Source organism: Leptolyngbya sp. 'hensonii' (genome assembly GCF_001939115.1).
Taxonomy (GTDB): Bacteria; Cyanobacteriota; Cyanobacteriia.
Window position 1 is genome coordinate 16,839 of sequence record NZ_MQTZ01000044.1, and the last position, 24,015, is coordinate 40,853.

25 protein-coding genes are annotated in these 24,015 nt (G+C 51.8%); 8 read left to right on the forward strand and 17 right to left on the reverse strand.

Going from position 1 to position 24,015, the window contains the following annotated elements:
* Nucleotides 1-105 precede the first annotated feature (105 nt).
* From cysK to BST81_RS17025, 6 genes are all read right to left on the reverse strand, one after another.
* Entirely contained in the window at nt 106-1,110 is a 1,005-nt protein-coding gene (gene cysK / locus BST81_RS17000) for a cysteine synthase A (protein ID WP_075599879.1), read from the reverse strand.
* Nucleotides 1,111-1,331: 221 nt separating this feature from the next.
* On the reverse strand, nt 1,332-1,598 hold the full coding sequence (locus BST81_RS17005; protein WP_075599880.1) for an NIL domain-containing protein: 267 nt from the start codon (nt 1,596-1,598) through the stop codon (nt 1,332-1,334).
* 14 nt (nt 1,599-1,612) lie between these two features.
* Nucleotides 1,613-2,470: a sulfate ABC transporter permease subunit CysW gene (gene cysW, locus BST81_RS17010; protein WP_075599704.1), complete on the reverse strand. Its 858-nt coding sequence runs from the start codon at nt 2,468-2,470 to the stop codon at nt 1,613-1,615.
* A complete protein-coding gene (cysT, locus tag BST81_RS17015) occupies nt 2,457-3,329 on the reverse strand; it encodes a sulfate ABC transporter permease subunit CysT (RefSeq protein ID WP_075599705.1) in 873 nt (290 codons plus the stop codon). Before cysT ends, cysW begins: the two co-directional genes overlap by 14 nt.
* Nucleotides 3,330-3,468: 139 nt before the next feature.
* Nucleotides 3,469-4,602 (reverse strand): sulfate ABC transporter substrate-binding protein, encoded by a 1,134-nt coding sequence (locus BST81_RS17020; RefSeq protein WP_253188348.1) that lies wholly within the window; start codon nt 4,600-4,602, stop codon nt 3,469-3,471.
* A 174-nt stretch (nt 4,603-4,776) separates the two neighbouring features.
* Nucleotides 4,777-5,238: an Rrf2 family transcriptional regulator gene (locus tag BST81_RS17025; protein ID WP_075599707.1), complete on the reverse strand. Its 462-nt coding sequence runs from the start codon at nt 5,236-5,238 to the stop codon at nt 4,777-4,779.
* 211 nt (nt 5,239-5,449) lie between these two features.
* Between BST81_RS17025 and BST81_RS17030 the strand changes: the two genes are divergently transcribed.
* The 4 genes from BST81_RS17030 (at nt 5,450) to BST81_RS17045 (ending at nt 8,814) form a co-directional block, all read left to right on the forward strand.
* The gene (locus BST81_RS17030; RefSeq protein ID WP_075599708.1) at nt 5,450-6,478 is read left to right on the forward strand and encodes a sulfate/molybdate ABC transporter ATP-binding protein; all 1,029 of its coding nucleotides are present in this window, start codon (nt 5,450-5,452) and stop codon (nt 6,476-6,478) included.
* Nucleotides 6,479-6,635: 157 nt separating this feature from the next.
* Nucleotides 6,636-7,106: a hypothetical protein gene (locus BST81_RS17035; protein ID WP_253188349.1), complete on the forward strand. Its 471-nt coding sequence runs from the start codon at nt 6,636-6,638 to the stop codon at nt 7,104-7,106.
* A 194-nt stretch (nt 7,107-7,300) separates the two neighbouring features.
* A complete protein-coding gene (locus BST81_RS17040; protein ID WP_075599709.1) occupies nt 7,301-8,092 on the forward strand; it encodes a sulfite exporter TauE/SafE family protein in 792 nt (263 codons plus the stop codon).
* Nucleotides 8,011-8,814 carry a phosphatase PAP2 family protein gene (locus BST81_RS17045; protein ID WP_253188350.1) on the forward strand — a complete coding sequence of 268 codons (804 nt, stop codon included), beginning with the start codon at nt 8,011-8,013 and terminating at the stop codon, nt 8,812-8,814. Before BST81_RS17040 ends, BST81_RS17045 begins: the two co-directional genes overlap by 82 nt.
* A gap of 86 nt (nt 8,815-8,900) precedes the next feature.
* On the opposite strand, the gene BST81_RS17050 is transcribed toward BST81_RS17045, so the two are convergent.
* The 8 genes from BST81_RS17050 to BST81_RS17090 form a co-directional block, all read right to left on the reverse strand.
* The gene (locus tag BST81_RS17050; RefSeq protein ID WP_075599711.1) at nt 8,901-9,344 is read right to left on the reverse strand and encodes a DUF202 domain-containing protein; all 444 of its coding nucleotides are present in this window, start codon (nt 9,342-9,344) and stop codon (nt 8,901-8,903) included.
* A gap of 92 nt (nt 9,345-9,436) precedes the next feature.
* Complete coding sequence (locus tag BST81_RS17055; RefSeq protein ID WP_075599712.1) at nt 9,437-10,066, reverse strand: hypothetical protein; 630 nt, start codon at nt 10,064-10,066, stop codon at nt 9,437-9,439.
* Entirely contained in the window at nt 10,063-10,818 is a 756-nt protein-coding gene (locus BST81_RS17060; RefSeq protein WP_075599713.1) for a cadmium resistance transporter, read from the reverse strand. Before BST81_RS17060 ends, BST81_RS17055 begins: the two co-directional genes overlap by 4 nt.
* Nucleotides 10,819-10,822: 4 nt before the next feature.
* The gene (locus BST81_RS17065; RefSeq protein ID WP_075599714.1) at nt 10,823-12,322 is read right to left on the reverse strand and encodes an APC family permease; all 1,500 of its coding nucleotides are present in this window, start codon (nt 12,320-12,322) and stop codon (nt 10,823-10,825) included.
* A gap of 318 nt (nt 12,323-12,640) precedes the next feature.
* Nucleotides 12,641-13,595, reverse strand: a protein-coding gene (locus BST81_RS27105) for an IS630 family transposase (protein WP_216351372.1) whose coding sequence is annotated in 2 segments (ribosomal slippage) — nt 12,641-13,253 and nt 13,252-13,595 — 957 coding nt in all. Because the reading frame shifts where the segments join, the coding sequence is not laid out codon by codon here.
* A 307-nt stretch (nt 13,596-13,902) separates the two neighbouring features.
* On the reverse strand, nt 13,903-14,547 hold the full coding sequence (locus tag BST81_RS17080; protein ID WP_075599715.1) for a hypothetical protein: 645 nt from the start codon (nt 14,545-14,547) through the stop codon (nt 13,903-13,905).
* Nucleotides 14,548-14,791: 244 nt separating this feature from the next.
* Complete coding sequence (locus BST81_RS17085) at nt 14,792-15,487, reverse strand: PspA/IM30 family protein (protein WP_075599716.1); 696 nt, start codon at nt 15,485-15,487, stop codon at nt 14,792-14,794.
* 152 nt (nt 15,488-15,639) lie between these two features.
* Nucleotides 15,640-17,148, reverse strand: coding sequence for an SPOR domain-containing protein (locus BST81_RS17090; RefSeq protein WP_075599717.1), 1,509 nt, complete (start codon nt 17,146-17,148; stop codon nt 15,640-15,642).
* A 194-nt stretch (nt 17,149-17,342) separates the two neighbouring features.
* On the opposite strand from BST81_RS17090, the gene BST81_RS17095 reads away from it, so the two are divergent.
* The 4 genes from BST81_RS17095 (at nt 17,343) to BST81_RS17110 (ending at nt 20,680) form a co-directional block, all read left to right on the forward strand.
* On the forward strand, nt 17,343-17,912 hold the full coding sequence (locus BST81_RS17095; RefSeq protein WP_075599718.1) for a DUF721 domain-containing protein: 570 nt from the start codon (nt 17,343-17,345) through the stop codon (nt 17,910-17,912).
* Nucleotides 17,913-17,962: 50 nt separating this feature from the next.
* The gene (locus BST81_RS17100) at nt 17,963-18,601 is read left to right on the forward strand and encodes a hypothetical protein (RefSeq protein ID WP_075599719.1); all 639 of its coding nucleotides are present in this window, start codon (nt 17,963-17,965) and stop codon (nt 18,599-18,601) included.
* Between the two features lie 111 nt (nt 18,602-18,712).
* Nucleotides 18,713-18,853 carry a hypothetical protein gene (locus BST81_RS28135; RefSeq protein WP_171974784.1) on the forward strand — a complete coding sequence of 47 codons (141 nt, stop codon included), beginning with the start codon at nt 18,713-18,715 and terminating at the stop codon, nt 18,851-18,853.
* A 741-nt stretch (nt 18,854-19,594) separates the two neighbouring features.
* The gene (locus tag BST81_RS17110) at nt 19,595-20,680 is read left to right on the forward strand and encodes a RuBisCO accumulation factor 1 (RefSeq protein ID WP_075599721.1); all 1,086 of its coding nucleotides are present in this window, start codon (nt 19,595-19,597) and stop codon (nt 20,678-20,680) included.
* Between the two features lie 29 nt (nt 20,681-20,709).
* On the opposite strand, the gene glcD is transcribed toward BST81_RS17110, so the two are convergent.
* The 3 genes from glcD to miaA form a co-directional block, all read right to left on the reverse strand.
* Nucleotides 20,710-22,179 carry a glycolate oxidase subunit GlcD gene (gene glcD / locus BST81_RS17115; protein WP_075599722.1) on the reverse strand — a complete coding sequence of 490 codons (1,470 nt, stop codon included), beginning with the start codon at nt 22,177-22,179 and terminating at the stop codon, nt 20,710-20,712.
* A gap of 57 nt (nt 22,180-22,236) precedes the next feature.
* Complete coding sequence (locus tag BST81_RS17120) at nt 22,237-22,839, reverse strand: hypothetical protein (protein WP_075599723.1); 603 nt, start codon at nt 22,837-22,839, stop codon at nt 22,237-22,239.
* Nucleotides 22,840-22,906: 67 nt separating this feature from the next.
* Nucleotides 22,907-23,857 (reverse strand): tRNA (adenosine(37)-N6)-dimethylallyltransferase MiaA, encoded by a 951-nt coding sequence (gene miaA / locus BST81_RS17125; RefSeq protein WP_075599724.1) that lies wholly within the window; start codon nt 23,855-23,857, stop codon nt 22,907-22,909.
* Nucleotides 23,858-24,015 lie beyond the last annotated feature (158 nt).

Here is a 24,015-nt window from a genome sequence, read left to right on the forward strand (position 1 = left end):
GGCGTTGCGCCCAAGCCTGTGCGGATAGCATGCAACGCCTGGGCAAGGCCAAAAAAAGGGGTGATCACCACCCCTCCTGGTCTGGCTTATGTGACCTGTAGCTGCTTAGGTCACAGCCAGTGCTTTTTCCCCTTCTGGAACTGCGGCTGACAAGTCTTTAAACAAGACGACTTCCGGCAAGTCCTTAAATAGGGCCGTGCTGAGATAGCGCTCCCCAAAACTGGGTTGGACCATGACAATCAGCTTGCCTGCATTTTCAGGCCGTTGCCCCACCCGGACTGCTGCCGCCAGAGCTGCACCAGAGGAGATCCCCGATAGCAAGCCTTCTTCCCGAGCCAATCGACGACTGAAAGCGATCGCATCCTCACTGCTAACTTGCACCACTTCATCCACCAGATCGGTTCTTAATACCTGGGGAACAAATCCTGCGCCAATGCCCTGAATCTTATGAGGTCCGCCGGTTCCACCAGATAAAACCGGACTTTCTTGGGGCTCTACTGCGATCGCCTGGAATCCCGGCTTGCGAGCTTTGATCACCTCGGCTACCCCCGTAATCGTGCCCCCCGTTCCCACGCCTGCAATCAAAATATCGATCTGACCATCCGTATCAACCCAAAGTTCTTCTGCAGTTGTTTCCCGATGGACTTGAGGATTGGCGGGATTTTTGAACTGTTGGGGCATAAAGGCATTAGGGACAAAAGCAGCAATCTCCTCGGCCCGTCGCACGGCTCCCTTCATGCCTTCACTGGCAGGTGTTAAAACTAGCTGAGCCCCGTAGGCTTGCAACATGGCCCGCCGCTCCAGGCTCATGGTTTCTGGCATCGTCAGAATCAGGTGATAACCTTTGGCTGCGGCAACCATGGCCAGGGCAATCCCCGTATTTCCAGACGTGGGCTCCACCAGAACCGTTCGCTTCGGATCAATTAAACCCGCTGCTTCAGCAGACTGAATCATACTGACACCAATCCGGTCCTTCACGGATGCAGCCGGGTTCATCCCTTCACACTTGACCACAATTCTGGCAACACACCCCTCAGCCTGGGGAATGCGGTTCAGCTTTACCAGGGGTGTTTTACCAACCAATTCCGTCACATCATTTGCAATTCGCATCTTGAATTCCTCTTTGGGTACCAGTTTCCCGGTCGAATTCGTCATAGATGGGACCAGGGATAACCTATGATAATACGGTAAATACGTAGACTTACAGGCTTTAAGATAAGCTTAAAGAGTGTGATTAAATTCTGATTTGTTGCATCCTTTACTCACCATTGATCCCAGCAACAGTTCCTGACCCCAGCCAGGTCTTGCTGAGAGGATGATCGTTGGCCCCTTTACCAACCATCCGCTTCAGGCCCACCCCAGATCTCCAAACTCAGGTCGTTTAGGTAAACCAAAGCCTCGTTGATTTGGGTTTCGGTTCCCCGCAAATCCAGATCAAACCAGCCATCCCCATTGGCATTAGCCCCCAAAATGGCGGCTGTAATGTTAACCGTTAAATGGTGGTTGGAGACTAGTTGGGAAATAATGGGTTCTTGTTGATAATGTTTGGGAATTCGCAGACGAATTCGTTTTTGGGTAGAACGGTTTATATCAGTCATAATTTTTTGCATTGCTATTTGACATCTTTAATTCGGGTTTTGCGCTCCAGAATTTCCTTCAATACCAGGGTGACTACGGCCAGCAGGGCGAGGAGAACGGCAGCAGAGTAGGCTACTTCAGTTTCATATTGTTTGTAGGTATCTTCCACAAACAGCGGCAGGCTTTGAGTCTGGCGGGCGATATTTCCGGAAACCACAGACACCGCTCCGAATTCGCCCATGGCTCTAGCATTAGTCAGGATCAAACCATAGAGCAAGCCCCAACGAATACTGGGCAACGTAATGCGCCAGAAAGTTTGCCAGCCATTGGCTCCCAGGGTTTTGGCCGCCTCTTCCTGATCCAGACCCACTTCCTCCAGAACCGGGATCACTTCCCGGGCCACAAAGGGCATGCTGACAAAGGCAGTGGCCAGCACCATGCCTGGAAAGGCAAAAATGATCTTGATGTCGTGGGCTTGCAGAAAGCTACCAAACCAGCCCTGCCGACCATAGAGCAACACCAACATCAAACCTGCGACGACAGGAGAGATCGAAAAAGGTAGGTCAATAATGCTCAGAATGAAAGCCCTACCGGGCACTTTGTAACGGGTCACTGCCAGGGCAGCACAAAGCCCAAAGACAGTATTCAGAGGCACCGCGATCGCAGCCAGGGCGACCGTCAGTTGGGCCGCAAAGATAAAATCGGGACGGGTCAGATTGGAGAAGAAGGGGCCAATTCCACTCTTAAAGGCTTGATAGAAAACATTCAGAGCCGGGATATACAGGATCAGGCCCAAGTAGGCAATGCCAATACCAATTAGGACAGCAGGAATCCAACTCCGTTGTTTGGAGGAGGAGGCGATCGATCGAGGTGGAGTCTTAACGGTGGTCATAACGGCGTCCCCAGGATTGAATCAGATTAATGACTAGCAGCAACAGCAGGGAAAGAAGCAGGAGGACCGTACCAACGACAGTGGCTCCAGTGTAGTCGTATTGTTCCAGGCGCTGAAAAATCAGGATGGGCGCAATCAGATCTTTAAAGGGGGTGTTGGAGGAGATGATCACCGTGGAACCATATTCTCCGACGGCCCGCGAGAATCCCAGGGCCACTCCCGTGAGAATGGAGGGGAACAGGGGGGGGAGGATGACGCGCCAGAAAGTCTGCCACTGGGTAGCTCCCAGGCACCAAGCCGCTTCCTCAATATCCTTTTCCATCTCCTGCAAGACGGGTTGCACCGTTCTGACCACAAAAGGTAGGGAGATAAAGATCATGGCTACGCCTACCCCCAATCGCGTGAAGGAGACTTTAATCCCAAAGGGCACCAGCAACGATCCAATCCAGCCATTGTCGCTATAGACAGTAGCCAGAGTCAGACCAGCCACTGCGGTCGGCAGGGCAAAGGGCAGGTCTACCGAAGCATCGATCAGGCGCTTAAAGGGAAAGTTATAACGCACTAGAATCCAGGCAATCAGGGTGCCAAATACCCCATTAATCAGGGCTGCAAACAGAGATGTGGTGAAGGTGACATCATAAGTAGCCAGGGCGATCGGGCTGGTGGCAATGCGCCAGAAGTTGGCTGGGGGCTCATGGCTGGCCTTGAGAAACATTGCCGCCACGGGCAGGAAGAGCATCACCGACAGGTAACCCAGGGTAATCCGCCAGGTCCAGGGCATACGCACGATCGCCTGGAGGCAGACACGCCAGAATGGTAATTTTTGAGTTGAATTAGGCTCGATCGAAGTAGCAGTCATGGGAGGCTATCCATTGCAGATCAGTGGGCATGAAATTGCATGATTAAGGTGTTAGAAATGAGAGTTAAATCCCGTTACATCCCCTCTCAGGAGGGATAAGGGACATAACGGGATTTAACCCACGATCTTCTGTTGATCGTTACTTCTGGCGTTTAGACCGAATTTCATCAAAGAAACCGCCATCTTCAAAAATCTTCTGAGCCTCACGCCAGCCGCCATACTCATCAATTCTGCCCAGTTGCTTCACGGGTGGAAATTGAGTGACAAATTCCTTCTCCTTTGCAACATCCCCCAACGGACGGAATCCAACCTTGGCAAATTCTCGCTGCGCTTCCGGCGTAAACAAGAACTTGACAAAGGCTTCAGCCACTTCTCGTGTACCATGTTTATCCACGTACTTATCGATCACAGTAGTGGGAGTATCGATCGAGAGATTAATTTCAGGAATAACGTAATCCACTTTCTCGCCTTTTTGCTGGGCCAGAATCACCTCATTCTCATAATTCACCAGAGCATCTCCCTGCCCCTGCTTGACAAAGGCATCGGTAGACTCCCGCGCATCCTTGGCTAGCACCGCAACATTTTGATAAGCCTTGGTGACAAATTCTTTTGCTTTCGCTTCGTCACTGCCAGACTTAATCGCATGATTCCAGAGGGCGAAATAATTCCAGCGAGCTCCTCCAGAGGTTTTGGGGTCTGCTGTGACCCACTTAACATCATCGCGGGTCAGGTCATTAAAGGTTTTGATGGATTTGGGATTGCCGTCTCGCGTAATGATGGCAGCCACCGTTTCTCCCACAATGCCATTGTTGGGCACTCGCTTAGTCCACTCTTCGCTGACAAATCCGGCTTTCACCAACTTGTTAACATCGGCCCCAATGGCCAGATGCACCACATCGGCTTCCAGACCATCAATAATGGCACGGGTTTGAGACCCAGACCCCCCATAACTCTGCTTAAAGGTCACCGTCTGACCATGGTCTTTTTTCCACTGTTCCGCAAATCTGGGGATGATCGCATCATGGGCTGCTTTAGGAACAGCATAGGCAACCAAGGTCAACTCGATATCCTTTTTCTGCTCTGCTACAGGACTGGCCGAACTGCCAGGACTGGTTGGACTGGTTGCGGTCGGTGTCGTATTACTGCCAGGCGAGCAGGCTGCAATCGCCACCGAGAGGGCGGCTCCAACCAGGAATAGGGAAATAAAGCCCCGCAGAGAATCAAATCTGAAACGATACAGCGATCGCTGCCACTGGCTCACAATGGACCACACAAATCTCATAGCCACCTCTAATCTACGGTTATTCACTCGGAGTACCGGTTAATAATCCTAGATAGTACTGGTAAAAGGCAAAAAAATCCACAGCTATCCGACAAGAAAAGTGTAGATTCAGATTAAATTTTGAGAGGCATTGGCGGCAACGTCATATTATGAGCCGAATAGTTCTCAGGACGATTGCGCCAAAGTTCTTTGTTGCAAATCCTGCAGGCTATACCCACTGAGGACAGTTTGAGAGGCGGAAAGCGCCTGTTGCCAGATCTCCTGAATTAGCTCCCGCTCCAGCTTGGAGGCACTGTAGACCCTGGGATTGTCACCGGGTTGGGTATGAAGATTGGCTTCAGCAGAAGTTTCAATCAACTGAATCACCTCAATGATCCGGATCTGATCAGGAGCTCGGGTCAGGCGATATCCGCCCTTGGAGCCGCGCTGACTTTGTACAAATCCCCCTCGCCGCAATCGCATGAAAATGTGCTCGACATAGCCGCCCGGAATCGCATAGCGGGTTGAAATTTCAGCGATCGCAACTGGAGTCTGCCGGTCCCAAACCTGGGCCAATGCTATCAGCGATAACAATGCATACTCAACCCTGGCCGATAGGATGAGTCGCAAGTGAGTTACAGCAACCATACTCCGAATATTCGATAAACTTATCGGATTTTAGAGCAGATTATGGTACTTTAATGTTCTAAATACTATATTTTGATCGATTTGCCGTATTTTTCTGTAAAGTCCCTAGGGCAGATTTCATTGGCATCAGGTGAGATGGTACGTCCTCGGACCTGATGCCAATGAAATCTGCGATGTGCCTATATTCTTTTATCACTCTGGAGCGTTACCTGTGGCTATTCGGATTGACAATGTATCCAAAGCATTTGGCAGTTTTATGGCCCTGGGCCAGGTCAGCGTTGATATTGAAGACGGAAAACTGGTTGCCCTGCTCGGTCCATCTGGGTCAGGAAAGTCTACGTTGTTACGGGTGATCGCTGGACTGGAACACCCTGACAGCGGCCAGATTCTGCTAGAGGGCCAGGATGTCACCAGGGCTGGTGTCCAGGATCGGGGGATTGGCTTTGTATTCCAGCACTATGCCCTGTTCAAACATCTGACGGTGCGTCAGAACATCGCCTTTGGTCTGGAGATTTCCAAATGGCCCCAGTCAAAGGTTCAGAAGCGGGTGACGGAATTACTCGACCTGATTCAACTGGCTGGTCTGGGCGATCGGTATCCCTCCCAACTCTCTGGTGGGCAGCGGCAGCGGGTGGCTCTGGCCAGAGCCTTGGCTCTCCAACCCAAAGTGCTCTTGCTGGATGAGCCATTTGGAGCCCTAGACGCAAAGGTGCGCAAGGAACTCCGGGCCTGGTTGCGGCGTTTGCATAACGAGGTTCATGTCACGACTGTGTTTGTCACCCACGACCAGGAAGAAGCCATGGAGGTGGCAGATACCCTGGTGGTGATGAACCAGGGCCGGATTGAACAGGTGGGAACACCCGTTGAGATTTACGATCGACCCGCCAGTTCTTTTGTCATGAGTTTTATTGGTCCGGTCAATGTGCTTTCCAACCGGGCTCCCCTCTTTCGACACAATCATGCCCAACTTCTCCATCCCAAAGTTTTTCTCCGGCCTCACGATTTGGTGATTGAACTACAACCCATAGAGGGCGGGGCTCAGGCCACTGTTTATCGGGTGATTTACCTGGGCTGGGAAACCCAGGTTGAACTGATTCTGGAAGATGGGGAAGTCATCACGGTGCATCTCCCAAGGGAAGTTTTAAAGGAACTCGACCTGCAACCCCGGCAACAGGTTTATGTCAAACCCAAGGACGCGAAGGTTTTTACCTTTCCGGAACTGGCGGCTCAGGCTATTTGAGAAGTCAGCAGTCAGGAGTCAGAAGCGAGACAAAGATTAAATTCTGACTCCCGATTAGTCATAAAAACGGTAAATCCGTCGGAATATCGTAGTATAAATATCCTTCTCCTGATAGGATGAAGGATATTACGATACTCCCATCAATAAACTGTAGATTATGACTTCATCCCCTGGTCCCCTCGGTTTCAGAGCCTTGCCCCAACTGTTTGTGACTGTCTGGCAAGAGTTTTCCCTGAAGAAACTGAGAGGTGGCCTGTTACTGGTGGTGGGCTATTTGCTCTCGCCCCTCTCCTGGTGGAACGACCTGATCTTCAATTTGCCGATCGCCTATGGGATTGGCTACCTCTGCCATCTCCTGGATGCCAACCTGTTGCTTCCCGGTATGATTGCGGGCTACTGGCTCTCTAATATTCTGGGTATTCTCCTGATGCAGGCTGGAGTTCTAGATGTGGTCAAGGACCCATCCGGGACGCGCAACTGGAGGAAAGAACTCTTAACCGGTGTCTTTTCCTCCACTGTTTATACCCTGCTCATCCTGGCTTTAGTCCAGCTAAAAATTCTGGGTCTGCCTGAGATCTTTGCGACTGACACGGTGTTTAATCTCCCCTCCTTTCTGCCGGGGAGATGATGTGTGCAAACCCATTCCTCTCTTGAGAGGGGTGACGGGGCGGATCTGGTGTTGCCCTCAAAACTTTCGTCAGGGTGATGAACTACTACCAACGTTGGTTGTAAGAATGCTCCAGATGTTTTCTGCACAGCCATTACATCCGAGATCTGTACAGAAAATATCTGTTAGACGCACAATTCAAATTGGTACGAGTGATGAATTACAGCTTGCTTGCTTTTTTGAGTTTTTTTGTAGGAATTATTGTGGGACTCACTGGCATTGGTGGTGCTGCTTTGATCACTCCCATGTTGATTTATGTCTTCAAAATTCCCGTCACGATCGCCATCAGCTCTGATGTGGTTGCAGCCAGTTTTATGAAGGTAGTGGGAAGTGTGAAACACTGGCGACAACAGACCCTGGACCCCCAGGTCGTCAAGTGGTTGGCCTTAGGCAGTGTACCAGGAGCTTTAACGGGGGTGGGCCTACTGTATTGCATGCAGACGATCGGTCTGGATATTCGCAATGCTTTTTTGCTCAAAGCCCTGGGTGTCATGATCTTACTGGTCACCGTGCTGGCCCTGGTGCAACTTGTGTTCTCGATCGTTGTCCCCCATTGGCAACTCCCGGTTTTACCTAAGTTTAATCTGGAAACCAGACGGGGCCGGGGACTAACCCTGGCCACTGGAGCTGTTCTCGGTTGTCTGGTTGGCTTAACCAGCGTTTCCTCCGGCTCTATGTTTGCCCTGGTTCTGGTGGGGTTCTTTCAACTGGATGCCCGCAAACTGGTTGGCACCGATATCTCCCAGGCCGCTATCCTGCTCAGTTTTACCTCCCTGGGGCACCTGAGTTTGGGCACTGTGGATTGGTCCCTGGTGGGAGCCATCTGGCTGGGGGCTATACCAGGCGTATGGTTAGGAGCCAAACTATGTCAGCTCGTTCCCCAGCGACCTTTGCAGGCTATGGTTTACAGCTTATTGATGGTGGCAAGCTGGAAACTAGTCACATGATACGTCTTGCAGCATTTCTAGACTTTCTCGCAAAAGTACTCCAGGCCCGCTGGCGATCGCTGCTGGTGCTTCTGTTTGGTGTCGGGTTTCCGGTGCTGGTTTTTGAACAACTGGCGGTAGCCGTCTGGCAATATCAGGGGGGCTTTCCCTGGGATGGCCCCTTGTTACTGGCGTTACACAGCACGACCCAATCTCAGCTTGATACCCTGGCCCTGATTCTGACCCGCCTGGGCAGTGTCTGGACCCTCTGGCCCCTGGCTCTGGGTCTGGCCCTGCTCTTGCTGGGGTTGCGCCGCTGGCGATCGCTGGCCTACCTGCTCGTGGCTCTATCAGGCAACATGGCGATCAACCGGATCGGGAAAGCCTTCTGGCATCGGGTGCGTCCCCATCTTTGGGAATCCATGACCCCAGAAACGGACTATGCTTTTCCCAGTGGCCACGCCATGACCAGTATGGCGATTGTGGCCATCCTGGCTGTGTTGCTGTGGCCCAGCCGCTGGCGTTGGCCAATCTTGCTGATCGGTACCGTCTATGTGATTACCATTGGCTGGACCCGGCTGTATCTGGGTGTTCACTTCCCCAGCGATATCCTGGCCGGTTGGATGGCGGCCCTGGCCTGGTCGATCGGCACCAGCCTGATGATTCGGCCTCATCTGACCCAATTCCAGGCCCTGGATGAAGATAGCCTGACCGCAGATGAAGAGGAATTGCTCTCCAATTGATCCCATGGGTGCCCAGGAGTCAAGAGTCAGAATATAAAATTGCTTCTGACTCCTACCAAAGATTCTAGCTACCAGTGATCGTCCCGTTATTCAATTAAACCGACACCGGCCATTTCAAACGGAAACGAGAAAATATAGTAGATCACGCCCAACCCGAGGAATAAAACAGCCAGGGTAGAGAGAATCACCCAGCGATCGGGCGGCTCATAGGTATCTTCTTCGATGTCATTGCGAACGACAAAGTAATGCTGGGTCGAGAGTAAGACGGCCAGCAGACCCACGATCGAGAAGGCCAATCCCAGTTTCCAGCCATTACCAGGGGGTTGGGGGGCGATCGGAGGATGGAGAATCCGCATCCGGACAATCAGCACGCCAAATCCCATCAGGGCAATGCCACTCCGCATCCAGGACAGGTAGGTGCGCTCATTGGCCAGATGATCCCGAATTCGATTGGGATTTAAATGTTTGGGCTTTTCAGCTTTGTGGTCTTCGATCGGTTGAACTTCTTGGGAATCAAGCGGTAGCAGCATGGATAAAACTCAGATTACAAGATCAGGTTTGCAATATTCTCTCTTAACCGGCCCCTAAAGTTTCTGCTTCTGATGGTTTTTGTGGTCACCCTTCAGTCCGCAGGAGCATTGGGTACTTGGGCATCAATATCGGCCTGAGTCAGGCTGGGAATGGACCAGGTGCCCTCACCCACTTTGAAGCTCTGGGCCGGTGGAAGGTTAAACGCCACTACACCAGTTTCAGGATTGCGATCGATCGCAAATTGCGTCCCTTCCACAATTTTGAGGGCCAGGGGTTCCGTCAACTCCTGAGCGGAGTCCAGGGGCGAAAAGGTGACCACAGATCCGGCAGGGAGGAAGACGCCCTGACAGGCAAAATCATCATCTGTGGTTTGCCCATCGCCCAGGTAATACAGAGTACCCGGTTGATCAGCAGGTACCTTTTTGGAACGCAGGTAGACAGCCAGGGTTTTGCCTGTGGCATTGCGGCAACTGGCCCGCGTTTCAGAGGTTTCCAGAATATACTTTTGTAATTGCAAGTCAGCCAATTTGAGTTGCAATTGCTCAGGTGTTAGGCTTGCTTCTGGATTGTCTTTCGATTGCAACAGGGTATCGATCGCCTGCACAACCTCCGCATAATCTGGACTGCGCTTAAATTTACCGGCGTCAGCCCAGGCAGGCTGATTCAGCAACAGACTCGCCAGTATGACAACGGTGATTAGAACCAATTTGATCAATTTCATCTGTCTTTTCCCATAACAACTTCAGTACCAGGGTTGGATACAACGCCGCTTTCGGTCGATCGGCTGCTATGCCGCAGCATCAGGACAGAGAGGCTGCTCACCACCAAGACCAGGACGGTTAGCCCTCGGTTTTCCAAGGTGTGACTATCGATCAGAATCAGCACACCCAGGCCGATCAAAACGTAGGGAACTAACTGATTTCCATAACGGGTCAGGGTCTGGGCGATCGCCGGTAGACGGGTTAACCGGTCAGCGGCATAGCACCAGACCCCCACCAGGGTGAAGAAGATCCCTAAAATGGTCAACAATTTTTCAGGCGTGCTGCTGGCAAACAACGGCATGTAGATGCCAATGTTGTCCCCACCATTGGCAAAGGTAATGGCTGCCACACTGTAAGTATAAGGGGAGAGAAAACTGGCCGCCCAGGGGCTGTGGGTAGTATCCAGCGTGATGGTTTCTTCCTCTGCGTCTGTGTCTGGATTCAGCAGGCGATTGAGGCCGATCGCGATCGGAACGATCCCCAACAGGCCAATCCAGGGACGGGGCAGGAGCAGACTGCCGAAGAAACCAGGCAGACTAGCCAGCACCAGGGCTGTAAATCCCAGGTATTGACCCGCAACGATGTGTCGTCGCTGGAACAGGGCATTGACCTGGGAGAAGAACAGCAGCAGCATGATAATGTCGTCCAGGTTGGTGGCTGTAAATGCAGTCAGTCCGGTGGAAATTGCCGTGAAAAGTGCAGGATTGGTCATTGTCCTAGTCCTTAAGCGGATGAGAGGGATCTAAGTCGTCTCCCACAAGGGAAGGAACCATGGCTTGACTGGCAAAGCGGGTATGAATTTCATCAATACTACGTTCCATCGTGGTCACAATCTCTGGAGAACGCAGTCGCTGGATCAGGAACCAGCCGCAGGTTACGGTCAGGTACAGCAGGAATAGGTAAGGAAAGCTATCGAAGGGCGCTTTCGGGACAGGAAACAGAGTGCTACCGGGAATACCAACGCACCCCAGAACCGGGATCACCATGAAGCCGATCGCCAACAGGGCGCACAGCCCATCCCAGGGTCGCAGACTGCCAATGCGATATAGATAAACGGGGGCTGCGATCGACACCAAAATGTATGCGGTCAGAAAGCCGAAGGTGCAGAGGGTGCCCAGGTAAGCCATGCTGTCAAACAGCTTGACATGCAGCAGGGACATGGAAGCAGGCACCAAAAACATCAGCAGGGAGGCGATCGTGACTGCAATGTGAGGGGTGCGGTTGGCGGTGTGGGTTTCCCCGATCGAGGCATGGAACAACCCGTGCCGCGCCATCATGAAGAACACCCGCGCAGCTGGATTGATGCTGCCCAGAACGCAGGCGAAGAAACTAACCAGGGCACAAAGACTCACCAGTTCGCCCAGAAAACCAACGCCAGCTTGTTGGGCCAGGAAGGTCAGAGGGGCTTCATGATCTGCGAGAGAAGCAGCGCTGCCGTTGAAACCGAGAACTTCGACATAAGCCATGACCACGAAGAACAGACCCGTCAGCAAAGTACTTCCCACAACAGCTCTGGGAATAGTTTTCAAAGGCGATCGGGCTTCATCTCCCAGGGTTGACGCACTTTCAAACCCAGAAAACCCAAACACCACCAGCACCAATCCCATGGCGATCCCGCCGGGTGTAGTTCCCTGCAACGTCAGTTGGGGCAGATCTAGAACAAAGCCCCGTTCAGCCCAGACAACCAGGCCCAGAAGTAAAATGAGCGCGACAGAAGCCCCTTCCAGAATCAGCAGAGTTTTGGCGGACAGCTCAATATCTTTGTAGGCCATATACCAGGCAATTCCGGCTCCCAATGCCAGCAGAGTGATCTCAGAAGGATGTACCCCGATATGGCCGAACAGAGTCGTGCTGAAATTGGCAAACCCACACAATACGGCCATTCCAGTAAATAGATAAGCCAGCACCAGACTCCAACCACAAACCACCCCTGCTGTGGGGCCTAACCCTTTGACGATGTAGGTATAGAGCGATCCCGGTGAAGCAGAGCGACTGGCAAACTGGTTGATATTGATGCTGACAAACACCAGCCCAATCATGCCAATCAGCATACTCAACCAGGTACCATTGCCAGCGCTGACGAAGATGAGGCCCATGTTGGCTGCCGGAGTAGTAATAGGAGCAATGACAGCGAAGGATTGCCCCAAAACTTCTCGAAAGGGAAGACATCCTGATTTCAATCCATGATGACTTCGGTTTAATCCCAATTCATTCATTTGCTGGCAGCTCCCTGTGGAATGATTGTCACCTGGTTCAATGTCTTAAAAGGTCCATTTTGGACCATCCGATCTTGATTAATTGGGGGGTCAATCAAAATCTTTCCTTTACTCTATTTGGGATCACCAATAGAATCAAATAGTCTTTTTTCTTAAAATAATAAATTAAGTTTATAAATTAGTAGAAAATATATTTATAAGCGTTTCTCAGTAAAAGTTTTGAGGGTTTTTAATTGATTTAATTCCTCTATTTACTCCTTGAGAATGTGGATTTAATTCCTCCTTCTCAAGGAGTGAATGAAAATACTACAGCGTTTTTTATGCTGGTGAGGCACAGTAACAGCAATGAGAGAACCAGTTCCTTAAGTCGCTCGATGACACCTGGGAGAAAGCTTCATCAATAGCTTTGGCAAGTTCTGGATAACTGCGTGCCTTAATCGAACGCAGAATGCTCTTAATCTTTGAAAAGCAATTCTCGATAGGCGAAAAGTCTGGTGAGTAAGGGGGTAGGAAAATTAGCTTGGCTCCTGCATCCTCAATCAAATTTCTAACGTCTTCACCCAGATGAATAGAGCAGTTATCCAGGATGACACAGGCACCTTTCCATAACTTAGGCACAAGTTTCTGGGAAATAAAGGCTTCAAAGGTCAGTCCATCAGTTGACCCCATGAGATTGCAGTAAGTCACGACCTCCCGCAGACTAATCGCCCCTAGAATCGAGACTCGTTTCCCTCGCTGGCTTGGACGCTTGCCATGTGCTCGTCTGCCTTTCGGTGCACGCGCCCAGAGTCGGGTCAAGGCTAAGTCCACTCCTGATTCATCAATGAAGATTAGATTTTGAGCTAGAAATCCTCGAACCAGTTGCCAAAATTCGACTCGTTTAGTTTGCACTCGCTCAGTTTCCTTTTCGTCGGGATGCAGAGTTTTTTTTAAGCGTTAAGTTCAGCTTCTCTAGCATTCGAAACATTGTCGAAACGCCAACTCGGACACCGACCCTCTGTTCTAACAAGTTACATAACTCTGCCAACGTCGCGTCGTTATTCGATTCAACAATCGTCTCTAAAATCTCCAGTTGCTCAACACTTAGTTTGGTCGGTGTTTGCACAGTTCGTTGTTTGGGGACAATCTCACCTGTTTCCCGATGTTGTTTGATTAACTTTCGCACGAAACTATAAGCAACTCGAAATTGTATAGCGATTTGACGTTGCGACGTATTCCCTTCAAGATATGCATCAACAATTTTCTGTCTAAGATCTAGTGAGTATGGTTGCACTTGATTGAGCATGAAGTAAACATACAAATCATTCTATCAAATACGCCTCACTAGGCTGGAAATTGCTGTATCAACATAAAGTTCTGAAACAGAGCATACCCTTTCCGCCTCAAGTCGTAACGTTAAGGGGTAAATCCGTGGCTCCAATCAGTCACCCATAGGCTGAAAGTCAGAAACCGAAGCACCCGCTCTATGGTAAGCAACGGAAAAAAATGACTAGAGTCATCCAGAAAAGTTCTTACGAATGCAATGCTTTCAATGGAGCTTTGCAACAGGTATTGCCAATATGGACGTTGTAGATGAACGTCTAATTAAGAAAAGTAAGCAATAAAGACAGGGGCATAGGATTATCCACCGCTCTACGCCCGTCTTCAATACTTGGAATAGATTCGAAGTATTCAGCACAAAAGACCTTACCAGCTAGGGTTAGCTCGTGGCAATTAGCCTGAAGACAGATTCTATGCCCTACACCATACTCTGCGTTCAACCGAGCCCGCTTCGCATGAACATAATCTTTAAAGGCTGCTTTAGCTAGCTTCTCAGTCTGTTCGCGTGTGAGCCGAAGTTTTTTTCTGAAGCTGGGATCTTGATTGTGTTGACACCATTCCAACCAAAAATCAAGCGACGGATCTGGTGCTGTATTGTCTATCTGCGATCTCCCATGCAGAATATCTGCCAGGAAGGCTTCTGGTAATCCGACTCTATGCTCTGCAACATAATGGATCAACCCATCCGGCCATATCCAGTAGCCATCTGTGAGTTCATCACTGCCTAGGTATATGCCTGAAAACCTACACCATGAGAGACCACAGGCTCGTCTATAATGCTTTCCTGCTTGAAGATAGGCAAGTACCTTGCTTGCCGCCTCTGGTGGTAGCTGGTCAGCAACTTCTTGAGGCGCTAAAAAGCGATCGTCGTAAACGCTTTCAATCCAATATCCAATCAGAGGCATGATTTCAATAATTTAACGGTTGCTTTTGTGGTCAACCCAGACAAGTCTAATTGAAGCGAGGGAAGATGGGACTCCCCTCAAGATTGAGAGATGGCCTGGTCTCATAGATCTGTACGTCTTGAGAGCCTTGAGGTATGCAGAGGTTGATCTACTTTCCAGCCTTCCAATCTAGTAGACCAAATTAAAAGTTTTCGAGGGGGTGAAACCCCAAACCCCCATGTTGCAAAGTTTATTGTTTGCAACACTAGGCTGGAGGGAATTGGGCAGAATCATCCCGTCCGGTTAATAATTGCGATTTCATCGCCTCTAATTCGGCATCCACGTCTGACCCACTTTCCAGAGCCGCAAATTTTTTGGTCAGATCGTCAGCTCCTAATTCTGCGATCGCCTGGGATTGGGCCTCCAATTGCAGCACCTTTTCTTCCATCCGCTCAAAAGCAGTCATAGAACTGCTGTTAGAACCCACCCGGCCCATCATCTCATTGATCTGCTGCGATGCTTTGGCGGAGCGGGCACGGGCGATATAAAGGTCTTTCTTCGACTTGGCTTCTGAGATCTTCCCTTCCAGGAGCCGCATGTTTTGCTTCATCTCGTTCACAATGCCGGTTTGCTGCTCGACCTGGGTTCTTAATGCGGTGGCAGTCTCCTGGTAGGTTTTCCGTCGAACCAGTGCCTCGCGGGTCAGATTCTCATCGCCCTTTTCCAGAGCCAGTTGTGCCCGTCGATACCACTCATCAGCATTGGTCTGGGCCTGGGACATCTGACGTTCCGTGCGTTTCTGGGTGGCGATCGCCTGGGCTACAGCCTGTCGCAGGTGAATCAGGTCATCTTGCATATCCAGCACGGTCTGTTCCAGAATCTTCTCTGGATCTTCGGCCTGACTGATCAGGCTGTTGAGGTTAGCACGAATCACTCGAAGGATTCGGTCGAAAAGTCCCATGATGGATCTCCGTCAACAGTTCTGGAGCTGAATAGAGGTTGTGAATCCAGGAATCTGGCGCACCTGATCCGTCGATCGGAGACTGCCATCCTCATTCCTGCTGCTTCACCCTTCATGGTACCGCACCTTTTCAGGTTGTCGTTAGGACCCGGTCAGCGCGGCTTCACCTCTGCATTGATTCCCTGTTGCTGCAGTGTCTGAACCATTTCCTGGGCTTTGGCCGGATCCTGGAAAGAGCCAACTTGAATTTGGGCTCCCTGAGGGGAATTGCGCACGAACGCATCGGGAACTGCCTGTTTTACCTGTTCTAGCGTCTGATCTCCATTAAAAGGAGTGGTCACCACGTACTTACCAGGCTGACTGGGGGCGATCGGTTGCCCAGGCACCGCTTCCTGGCGGGCTGATGGTGTCACTGACTTTGGAGGTCCTGCAGGTCGAGTCGATGCGGCCTGACGGGAGGGTTTGGCTGCTCTGGAACGGGTCGGAGCAATCTGAGCCGGGGCCGGAGGGGCAACGGTTCGCGGAACGGTGGGTTGGGGGGGAAGAGATTGGGCCGCTTCGATCGGGGATCGGGTGGGGACGGCAACGATCGGAGGGTCAGAGAATGGGATAGAGCTAGAATTGAGGGGGGCAACCGATGGAAGAGCTGTTGAGCCTGGCTGGCGCTTGGGCGAAGCGGCTGTTTTGGCAGCAGTGGAGGCAGTCGTTTTCAGCTTCAATTGAGCCTGGGGGGAAGCTGCCGCCGCTGTTGGTGAACTGGGGGGTGTGCCATTAGGTACGGCATTTGTTTCCAGGGTTCCCAGGGTATTCAGGTTCAGATTGACAAACTCTTTAGCAGTCAGATCGGGTGAGTTGGGAATCGAGGTGGGTCCATCCGAGTCGCTCCGAACCGCTGGTAACTTGATCGGCTGCTGGTCTACCTTGGGGGCAGCCGCCTGGGGCTTGCGGTTCAGGCCGATCTGGTGCAGCTTGACCTGATTCATGGCGACATAGCCTACACCCGCGCTGGAAAAGAGCAGCAACAAGACTGAACCTATTCCCAGAGGATTTAACCAGCGAATGCCTGATCCCGAGGAGGCAGCCATCTGGCCTTCTTCCTCGGAGAGGGTTTTCAGGAGCTCTTCAGAAGACTCGAAATAGCTGTAGGGATCCGCTTGCTCACTCAAATCTACTTCTGAATAGGGCTGCAGGGCTGGTTCAGGAATAGCTCCCACCTGGGTTGGAGGCGTTGACAGCACCATGCCCGGCTGGGCATCGACGGATCGTTCCTCCAGGGGTTCTGGGGAGGCCGCTGGGGCTGCAGAAACAATCTCTTCTGATGAATTCGATAATGGACTGCGGGTGGGTGAGATAACGGTTGGGGTCAGGGGTCGGGAAATGGTTGGTGAAACAGGCTCCGATCGATCGGCCCCTCGCTGCTGCTGGGAGGGCTCTGGGGTAGACGGAGTTCCGATCGAAATCAGGTCAATTGGTTTGCTGGCCACCCGAAAAGGACTGGCTCCGGCTGCAACTGGTTGCTGAGATCTGCGACGGCGACGGTATCGGGCTAACTCCTCGTCCAGATTGATATTTAGGCTACTGAGGGCGGCCTGTAATATAGGATGCAAAGAGCCGGTATGGACCTGATTTTCTGGAGACGCGATCGAGGAAGGTCTACTCATCCCATCACTCCAATCTGAACATTGAAATCTTAAGGGCGATCTAAGAGCATAAGTATAGCGAAGTCGGGGCAGAATGCCACTGATTATTGCGGATGATTGAAAGAAAGATGGCGATAAATCTAAAAATAAGTTGAAATAATATCCAATTGGCGAGTTGACTTGTTATTTGCTAACTGTTGGCTGTGAATGGTTTTATGTCCCTGAGTTCACTGAATCACTTGCTCAATCACCTGGAGAGCCAGGAATCCTGGAAAGAACGGCAGCAATTTAAGCGCCTGCTGAAGGCATGGCCAGCAATTGTTGGGCCTGTTGTTGCAGCCCAGACCCGTCCCTTGGGGATTCAAGGTGACAGTTTAAAAATTGCGACATCTAGTTCGGTCTGGGCCCAGAATCTGGTCTTTGAGCGGCGGCGGATTTTGGAGAAGTTGAATCAGCAGCTTTCCCTGTCTCTGGCGGATATTCGGTTTTCTACCGCTGGGTGGCAGCAACCGGCTGCAGGGATGGCCAACGCCCCAGGAGAAACGCCCATTCTCTGGCGAGATCACCCCAGTCTTGCGTCTGGGATGGCCAGGCCCCGTCCTCGTCGAGATCCGTCCCAACCAGACCCAACCCCGGAATCGGCGTTTCAGCAGTGGGCCAGCATGATCCAGGCTCAAGCCCGTAATCTGCCTACCTGTCCTCAATGTCATTGCCCCTGCCCCCAAGGGGAACTCGATCGCTGGGCAATTTGCTCGATTTGCCTGCGCAATGCCCAGTCTTCTTAACCCGATCCGGCAACCTGGTATACTGGGCTAGCTGTTTACAGGATTGTACTTTGGGCACTGAGCTCCGGAGCTATGTTTACTTGGATAATTTGCAACCTCAGCATGCAGCCTATCTGGGAACAGTGGCTTCCGGTTTTTTACCCCTGCCCGGAGACGCTTCTCTCTGGATTGAAATCTCTCCCGGCATTGAAATTAATCGCATCACGGATATTGCCCTCAAATCTGCGGTTGTGCGCCCGGGGGTACAGATTGTTGAACGGCTCTATGGGCTCCTGGAAATTCATTCCAGTAAACAGGGAGAAACTCAGGCTGCAGGGCAAGCCATTCTCCAGTCCCTGGGAGTTCGGAGGCAGGATTGCCTGAAGCCCCGGGTGCTCTCCAGTCAAGTGATTCGAAATATTGATGCCCATCATGCCCAACTGATCAATCGTGCCCGCCCAGGGCAAATGCTCCTGGTGGGGCAGACCCTCTATGTCCTGGAAGTTGAACCAGCCACTTATGCCGCTCTGGCAGCCAATGAGGCCGAGAAGGCAGCCCTGATTAATATTTTGCAAATTTCTGCTGTAGGCAGTTATGGCCGTCTTTATCTGGGTGGAGAAGAGCGAGATATTCTGGCTGGCTCCAGAGCCGCATTGGCGGCCCTCGAAAACGTAGCCGGTCGGGAAATTACCCCGGTCCGTAAAGAATAGCCTGGAATTTGAGTCCGCTTTAAAAACTGCCACCCATCTTATTCAGATTGCTCCCTGGAATCACCAAAATCAGAGGTGAGGTTTATAGAGTCAGCCCTGGGAGGAATTGTGATGAGAAGGACAAAAATTAAATTGATCCCAACCCTGGTTCTGTTTACGTTAACCGGCTTGCTGGCTTTTTACCTGCCCATTCCAACCCTCACCTCTTTCACGACGACATCAGGGAGTGATTGGATTAGCTCAGATACCTGAGGTGATTATTCTGCCCGATAGGAAGGGGCGGAACGATGAGCGTCCGTTTCATAAACTTCTGGTTGCATATAACTCAGAAAAACGGACTCTTGCAAAGACAAGAGTTCCTCTTTCCAAAGCCGTTCAATCTCAAAGCTTTCCCAAGAAGGAGCAAAGGGTGGCAAAGCAAGGGAACATGCTTTCCAACCACTCCGAACTGATACGTTCAGTTGCTGACAGCTACCTCCCCGACGCCCTTCAGGAACATAATGCCGACAATGCCGACAGGTGGATGTAGAAATGCTGGGACTGTTGGTAAAAGACATTGGAAATTCATAGATTGCTTAACTTCAATTTTGCAATAGTCTTCTAGATGCCAGATCTGCCAAAACCCTTTTCAAGTCCTCTCTTGAGCGATCCCAAAGAAACCATTAGCTTCCGATTCTCTTTAGCTTTCTCTTAAAGAACCGACATATTTAATCCTGCTGCTGATCTTGAAGAACTTAGCCGCTTTAGCTTAAAACTGATTGGGGATCAAGGGTAAATAACACTGAGAAAGCTTAAAAAAGACTGAATGGTGCTGATTTAACGGCACTGATTTGTAAGATTAATAATTTTGCTATGAAACTCACAAGTTCTTTAATCAGAGGAGGGCTGGGGCTAATACTTTCTGGGTTGAAACGTCTGGGAATCCTGCTAAGTTGATGTGCCCTGACTGATTTCCCCCTATAATGTCGGCTTGGTTGAGTTGAATGGGAGCCCATGTCTGAAACGCCAGAAATGTCAAATGAGGGTGAAGCACCAGGAGGGCCAGACATTGAGGCACTGGTGCGATCGCTGCGCCGCAAAGAAGGAACCTGGGTGGAGTGGGGGCAAGCCTGTCAGCAACTGCAGAAAGCTGGCCGCAGTGCTCAGTGGATTTTTGAGGAAACCGGATTTGAGCCCATTCACCAGAATCAGGTGATGGTGGCGGCTCAGGTCTATGCCAGTCTTCTCAATCAGGGTATTTCAGCTTCTACCCAGGCTCACTACGAGCGCAAGGGCAGCGATATTCTTTATGAATTGCGAATTTTGGCCCAGGAAGATCGAGCTGCCGTGGCAGAGCTGGTTTTAGAGCGAGGACTCGATCTGGATGAAGCCCATGAAGTGGCGCGGGCGGTGAAAGAATTTTCTCGTCTGGTAGTTATTCCTGAGGGGTTTACCGCCCATCCCGGCGATGCGGTGGCTTATCAGATCTGGAAGCTGACCCGCCAGAAATCCGATCTACAGGAGCGCTCTCGCTTGATTGCCCAAGGGCTGAAGTTTGCCTACAGTCCTGCGGCCCGCCAGAAAATTGAGCAGTTGCTGACTGATTTTACGGTGACGCCAGCCCGACCCGCTCCTCTGCTGCCGGTTTATCGTCTGGAAACGGATGATGAAATGCCTCGTCTTTTACCCGTGGTGGGGCAAATGCCCCTGTCAGTAGAGGATTTTAAGGCAGTGCCTCTGCTGGAGGAAGTCGGACCCTTCCAGATCGTGAAGTTTTCTGGAACAGGGGCCTGGATAGCGATTCCAGGCTGGCAGGCAATTTTGGGTGCGGCAGATCCGGTGGCGTTTTTGTGTGATTCGGAGCATCTGCCGACGCCTTTGCCTGGGAATACCGAGGAGGTGATGGTGGTAGTCGATCGGGCCCAGCGAGATTGGGATGGGAATAGTTATTTTGTGGTCGATCGATCGGGCCAACTGGATTTGCAATGGTCTGAGGAGGCTCCGGAACTGAGGATTCTGGGGCGGGTGATCGTAGTGATGCGACCGAAGAAGATTTTGGATGAGGCTGCGACCAAGGAACTCTGGCAAATCGATGAATGATTGGGGAAAGGACGGGATGAATCGCGTCCTTACAGGCGTTCGATCGTGGGGTATTGGCGATCAAGGGCAACACCCGCCCCTTCGCCGCAGGTGCGGGGGGTGGGAAACATTTTGCCGGGATTGGCCAGACCCTGGGGATTAAAAACCTGTCGCACCCACTGCATGGTTTCCAGATCGGTTTCTGTAAACATCTCAGGCATGTAACAGCGCTTGTCGGCTCCGATGCCATGTTCACCGGAGATACTACCGCCTGCACGAACACAGAGTTTCAGGATTTCTCCTCCCAGCTCCTCCACCTGCTCCAGGGCTCCGGGAATGCGGTTGTCGAACAGGATCAGGGGATGGAGGTTGCCGTCTCCAGCATGGAACACGTTGGCAATCTGATAGCCAAACCGATCGCTCAGAGCTGCAATTTCCTTCAGGATAGAGGAGAGTTGGGTGCGGGGAATCACGCCATCTTGGACGTAGTAATCGGGGCTCAGCTTTCCGGCTGCGGCGAAGGCAGCCTTCCGACCCTTCCAGAGTTTTAGTCGTTGTTCTGGGTCCGTGGCTATGGCGATGTTGCGGGCTCCATGTTGACGGCAGATGGTTTCGACCTGACGACTGCTGGCTGCCACTTCTGCCTCCAGCCCATCCAGTTCCACCAGCAAGATAGCCTCCGCATCCCGGGGATAACAGCCGGTTGCGACTACATCTTCCACCGCATTAATACTAAGGTTGTCCATGATCTCCATCCCGCCCGGAATGATCCCGGATCCGATAATATCGGCAACACTGTTGCCAGCAGCTTCCATCTGGGTGAAGTCGGCCAGCAACACATGGACTGCTTCCGGGGATTTGAGAATTTTCAGCGTAATTTCTGTCGCGATCCCCAGGGTGCCTTCTGAACCGACGAAGAGTCCAGTCAGGTCATAGCCCGGCATTTCTGGCACCGCACCACCGACATCAACCACCTCGCCGGTTGGCAACACCAATTTCAGGGCCAGGACGTGGTTGGTGGTGACCCCATATTTCAGGCAATGAACGCCCCCGGAATTCTCAGCTACGTTGCCCCCGATCGAGCAGACAATCTGGCTGGAAGGATCAGGTGCGTAGTAGAACCCAGCCCCACTCACAGCCTGGGTCACCCAGCTATTGATCACACCCGGCTGGACGACCACCCGTTGATTCTCCAGGTCCAAATCCAGGATCTGACGCATCAGGGCGGTGACAATGAGCACAGAGTTTTCGATCGGCAATGCGCCGCCAGATAAGCCCGTTCCAGCGCCTCTGGCAATAAAAGGAACCTGGTGGGCAATGCAGATCTGGACCACATGAGAGACCTGCTCGGTCGATCGGGGGAGGACCACCACCGCTGGGCGTTGTCGGTAGCTGGTCAGGCCATCACACTCGTAGACGAGTAATTCTTCCCGGCGACGAACCACTCCATCTTTGCCGACCACCGCTTCAAACTGTTGAATCAACACAGGCCAGTTGAAGGTTTTGTCTTGTGTCTGCATAGGAGGTGGGGGACTAGCGAGTAAGGAATCTGCTTTAATCCTATCCCCTCTCTCCCCCTATTTCTGGAACTCGACAGACTCTAGAAAAGCAGTTACTTCCGGCGCATCCAGTTGCTTCCCATCCACCAATACAAACATTTGATACAAGGTGCCGTTGACATAAAAAATTCGGGCTTTGGCCAGCAGAGTTTCTCCCTTGTTCAGGGTGATCTCCCGTCCCGGAAACCCCTGGGCTGTAATTTTCGTTTCCTGGGTGATGGTTGCCCCCATGCCTCTGGCCAGACCATCCCGACTCCCATCGAGCCCCTTCTGCACATCAAAGCTCATTCCGGATGGAAAGATGAACTTGTTATGGGAAAGGGCGTAGGCCCGTTTTGCTGACTTATCTTCATAGGTCACCAGGACCAAGTTGGTTTTGCCTGCCTTGGTATCCAGGGTGCGGGTGTCTTCCCTGGGTTTGCCAGGAAAGCGAGCCGTGTACTTCCCGGTTGGCGAGGTGTAGTTATACCAGGTGCTGGCAATGGTGGCGGGATTGGTGACAACTGGAGTTGCTGGGTTGCTGCTTGCCTTGGGTCTATTTGTACAGGCGGCTAGGGCGATCGGTAGCATCAGGGTGATCACCAGATGCCGATACTGAAGCAGAGGATGGGATGGCGGCATACTGAATCAGGGTAAAGTTGGCAGGTTGCTGAACTTATTACGAACTTATACCAAGTTACATTTGGTTTCACAGGCTTGCAGGATCACTGGCCTGGCCTCCTGAAGGCAGGCAGGCTAAAAATTCCTGGACCCTGGTCCAGATCTGCTCCAGAACATCGGATTGCTCCGGATCAAACCAGAGAATTGTGGGATCAGCCCGGAACCAGGTCCGCTGCCGCTTGGCGAGTTGGCGGGTATGAACCACGATCTGGGTCTGAGCTCCATGGAGAGAGAGGCCACCAGCCAGATACTGCCGAATCTCCCGGTAACCCAGGGTCTCCAGGAGCGGTAAATCAGGCCCATACTTGTGGCAGAGGGTTTCTACTTCTGCCACAAGACCGGCCTCAATCATCCCTGCAGTGCGCCGTTCAATCCGATGATTCAGAATAGTAGGTTCACAGGACATCCCAATTTGCAGGATAGGATAGGTCGGGGGCTGGCCCGTTTGTTGCTCTGACAGCGATCGACCGGTGGTATAGTACACTTCCAGAGCCCGCAATGTCCGCACCTGGTCGTGGGCATGAATCCGCTGGGTGGCGATCGGGTCAACCTGCTGCAGGAAGGCGTAGAGCTGGACCTGACCGAGGGCCTGGAGTTGCGATCTCAGGGCCGCCTGAGGCGGTATCCTGGGAATGCTCAGGCCCTGGGTAATCGATCGCAAATATAGACCGGTGCCCCCAACGAGCAGGGGGACTGCAGTGGCCGAGGAAGTCTGCAACTGGGCAATCAGAGTTTGGGCTTGCTGCTGGTAATCTGCCAGGGTTAAAGTCTCGGTGGGGTCGCAGATGTCAAGCAGGTAATGGGGAATCTGTGCCCGCTCTGCCAGGGTTGGCTTGGCGGTGCCAATGTCAAATTCCCGGTAACAGGCTCTGGAATCGGCGTTTAAAATAACGGTTTCCATGCGTTGAGCCAGTTTTATGGCCAGTCCAGATTTGCCCACTGCTGTAGGGCCGCAGATCACAATCAATCCAGGGTGCATAACCGAGGCAATTCATTTGTTCTATAATAGACAATATGGATCCCTAAACTAAACAGGGCTTGTAATGCCTCTAAAATCGCTTTTAACCCTTTTATGTTAGAATTTCGATGAATTTTGCTGTTCTGAAAGCTGGGGAGCTTTAGAACGTTCTTGGGAGC